The sequence below is a fragment of the Microcystis sp. LE18-22.4A genome, from assembly GCF_027531105.1.
GTDB lineage: Bacteria > Cyanobacteriota > Cyanobacteriia > Cyanobacteriales > Microcystaceae > Microcystis > Microcystis aeruginosa.
This window is the reverse complement of the sequence record NZ_JAPZRB010000410.1, coordinates 1-3,630: the sequence shown is the minus strand read 5'-3', so window position 1 is coordinate 3,630 and position 3,630 is coordinate 1. Positions and strand designations below refer to the sequence as shown.

Sequence of the window (3,630 nt, the reverse complement as noted above, 5' to 3'; positions counted from 1 at the left end):
GCGAAGGTTACATGATATCAGCCAGACTTGGAAACTATCTCATCAAATTAGTCCCCCCATAGAACCCCCTTGAGCCATCTGGCACACTTTTCTCTTTTTGTCAAATTTTATGTTAAGAAAGATGTGACTAATGGATAGCTTAATAAGGGGGGCGCTGATGGTTTTTAACACCTACCTACTTAAAACTACATTCCCATAATTTCGTAACCGGAATCTACATAAATAATCTGACCGGTAATACCACTAGCAAGATCACTGGCTAAAAAAGCGGCCGTATTTCCCACCTCAATTTGTGTCACGGTGCGATGTAAAGGAGCGATTTCTTCCACATGATGGATCATATCAAGAATTCCCCCCACGGCCGAAGATGCCAAGGTGCGAATTGGACCAGCGGAAATACCATTAACTCGGATCTTTTGGCCACCTAATTCGGCGGCTAAATAGCGAACACTCATTTCTAAACCAGCTTTTGCCACCCCCATTAAATTATAGTTAGGAATTACCTTGACACCGCCGAGATAGGTAAGAGTGATAATACTTCCCCCTTCCGTCATCAAAGGTTTAGCCGATCGAGCTAGACGGGTTAGGGAAAAAGTGCTAATATCTAGGGATTTAGTGAAAGCTTCCCGAGGGATGGCGGTAAAATCGCCCGTTAAACCCTCTTTATCGGCAAAAGCGAGACAGTGAATCAAAATATCCAGTTTACCCCATTTTTCCGCCACTGTAGCGAAAGTATCTTCTACCTGTTGGTCATTTTGGACATCGCAGGGGACATAAAAAGCGGGATTAAGTTCATCGGCCAATTCTCGCACCTTTTTCTCAAAGCGGCCTTTTTCGTCGGGGAGATAGGTGACACCGATATTTGCACCAGCTTGATGGAGTTGTTGGGCAATTCCCCAAGCGATCGAGCGATTATTGGCAATTCCCGTCACTAAGGCGTTTTTTCCCGTTAAATCTAACATAGTTCTCGTTTCTCTTACAAAAATCTCCCCAATAGCCGACCCCAGCGAGATTCGGTATAATAGGGATACAGATAAAGGGGCAGCAATGATCACCCCTCCCCCATTGTCTGGCAAAAAGCGCCCAAAACTTTTCCCAGTTTAGGCAGCGGTTATGTTTAATAGAGGTGACACTCGTTGCATAATAAAAACAATTTTCCCCTTTTTTGGATGTGAGATGGACTTATCCCTAATACAAGACAAACCCCTAGCAGATGTGTTCCGTCGAATCGGCAGCGGCAATTTCCCCCCGGTGGTGGAATTGTTCGAGCGTGGCAAAACGATCTTTTTCCCGGGAGATCCCGCCGAAAGAGTCTATTTTTTGCTGAAAGGAGCCGTTAAGTTGTCGCGAGTCTATGAAGCGGGAGAAGAAATTACCGTGGCTCTACTGCGGGAAAATAGCGTCTTTGGTGTGCTATCCTTACTCACCGGCCAGCGATCGGATCGTTTTTATCATGCCGTGGCTTTTACTCCGGTAGAATTACTCTCGGCCCCGATCGATCAGGTAGAAAGGTCCCTCCGCAATAATCCCGATTTATCAATGTTGATGTTGCAGGGGTTGTCCTCGCGCATTCTGCAAACGGAAATGATGATCGAAACCTTGGCTCACCGGGATATGGGTTCACGTTTGGTCAGTTTTTTATTAATTCTCTGTCGTGATTTTGGGGTTCCCACCACCGATGGCATCCGGGTGGATCTAAAATTGTCTCACCAAGCGATCGCAGAAGCGATCGGTTCTACCCGCGTCACTGTCACCCGTTTATTGGGAGAGCTGCGGGATCAAGAAATGGTCTCAATTTACAAGAAGAAAATTACCGTCCATAATCCCGTCGCTCTCAGTCAACAATTTACTTAAATTCTGGATGACTAGCGCTTATATTTTGGTTTTGGCCATCGTGGTTTTAGGTGGTCTGATAGCGGCGGTTGGCGATCGCATAGGGAGCCGTATCGGTAAGAAAAGGATGCGTTTATTTAATCTGCGTCCGAAACAAACCGCAACTTTGATGACGATTGTAACGGGAATTTTGATCGCCGGTTCGACTTTAATTGTCTTGTTTGCTTCTAGTAAATCCCTGCGTCAAGGGGTTTTTGAACTGGATCGTCTTTTAAATGAACGTCGTGCCGCTATTAAGGATTTGGAAAGTCAGGTGAGAAAAACCACCGAGCAAAAAAATCAGGTGGAAAAGGCTTTAAAAACGGCTAAAAGTGAACAGATAGCTGTGCAGAAACGTCTAGAGGTTCTTAACAAAAATTATCAAGCTTCTCGTCAACGTTTGCGATTAGTTTCGGGACAGTTGGAAAAGTTTCGTAAGGAAGTGGCTAATTTAAACAATGAACGAGTCATTTTAACTAATCAAAAGGCACAGTTAATCAGTCAACGGGATCAATTGTCCCAACAAAAATCAATTCTTTCTAGTCAGATAAATCAACTACAAACCACCGTTCAAGTTAGAGATAAAGAGTTGGCTAATCAACAAAAGTTATTAACAATCAGACAAGCGCGACTTCAACAGTTGGAAACTCAACAAAAAACCCTACAGCTAGAAATTGATCGCCGGGATCAACGCATTGGAGAACTCGATCGCTCGATTGTGGATAAAAATTTGGCTTTGGAACAGCGCGAGGGAAAATTAAAAGATTTAGAAACCCAAATGGCTTTTCTTAAGCGGGAAGTGGAAGTTTTAGAACAATACTATCAAACCTATCAAGAATTGCGAGAAAAACAAATCGCTATTTTCCGGGGACAGGTGTTATCTTTTGGAGCTTTTCGTATTGTTGATACTCAAGCTATTGTCGCTGTTATTGATAAGTTATTGCGAGAAGCGAATATGAATGCTATCCGTGCCACCCAACCGAATCAGCCTAATTTTGACCAGCGTTTAGTTAAGATCACAAAAGCACAGGTAGAACAGTTAAGTCAACAATTACAGGACGGTAAAGAATATGTGGTGAGAATCCTTTCAGCAGGTAATTATGTCTTAGGAGAAACCGAGATTCGTGTCTTTGCTGATGTGGTTCCCAATCAAAGAGTTTTTGAGGAGAAACAGGTAATCGCTGCCGTTTCCATTGATCCCCAAAATATGACAGAAGAAGACCTACAAAAGCGCTTAGATTTACTCTTAGCTTCGGCTCAATTTCGCGCTAGAAGTGCGGGAGTTTTAGGGTCAATTCAGGTGGAAGATGGTTTATTAACTACGGTAGTTAACTTTATTGGTCAAGTCAAAAAGTCGGGTAATTCTATCGAGACACTTGAGGCGATTGCTGCTAGTAAAACTAATACGGCTGGCCCCTTAACTTTGCGTTTAGTGGCGGTAAAAGATGGTAAAATTGTTTTTAGTACGTCCTCTTAAAAGATAGCCAAAGTTAGGAGTTGAGATTAAAATCAATTACTTCGTAAATATCGGCAAGATTTAAGCTAATTCCTAAAGAATCTAGGGATATAATTCCCCTGGCTGGGGTGTATTCTTGCAGTAACCAATTATTGTCTGATGTTTTGCTATAGGATTCTATTAGTATCTCCCCTTGACTGACGAGAAGATATTGGTTTAATTGGGGTATAGAACGATAATAACGAAATTTATCACCCCGATCATAACCGGAGGTGGAAGGAGATAAAACTTCGATAATTAGG

Annotated in this window: 4 protein-coding genes; 2 read left to right on the top strand and 2 right to left on the bottom strand. The window is 42.8% G+C overall.

Annotated elements, in window-relative coordinates:
- Positions 1 to 185: 185 nt before the first annotated feature.
- Positions 186 to 962 carry an enoyl-ACP reductase FabI gene (fabI, locus tag O9295_RS18070; RefSeq protein ID WP_002760333.1) on the bottom strand — a complete coding sequence of 259 codons (777 nt, stop codon included), beginning with the start codon at positions 960 to 962 and terminating at the stop codon, positions 186 to 188.
- A gap of 214 nt (positions 963 to 1,176) precedes the next feature.
- Between fabI and ntcA the strand changes: the two genes are divergently transcribed.
- Positions 1,177 to 1,854 (top strand): global nitrogen regulator NtcA, encoded by a 678-nt coding sequence (gene ntcA, locus O9295_RS18065; RefSeq protein ID WP_002793163.1) that lies wholly within the window; start codon positions 1,177 to 1,179, stop codon positions 1,852 to 1,854.
- Positions 1,855 to 1,861: 7 nt separating this feature from the next.
- Positions 1,862 to 3,349 (top strand): DUF3084 domain-containing protein, encoded by a 1,488-nt coding sequence (locus tag O9295_RS18060; RefSeq protein ID WP_288034297.1) that lies wholly within the window; start codon positions 1,862 to 1,864, stop codon positions 3,347 to 3,349.
- Between the two features lie 13 nt (positions 3,350 to 3,362).
- Here O9295_RS18060 and O9295_RS18055 read toward each other — a convergent pair.
- Positions 3,363 to 3,630: Uma2 family endonuclease (locus O9295_RS18055; protein ID WP_288034295.1), on the bottom strand; the 268-nt coding region annotated here is incomplete at its 5' end.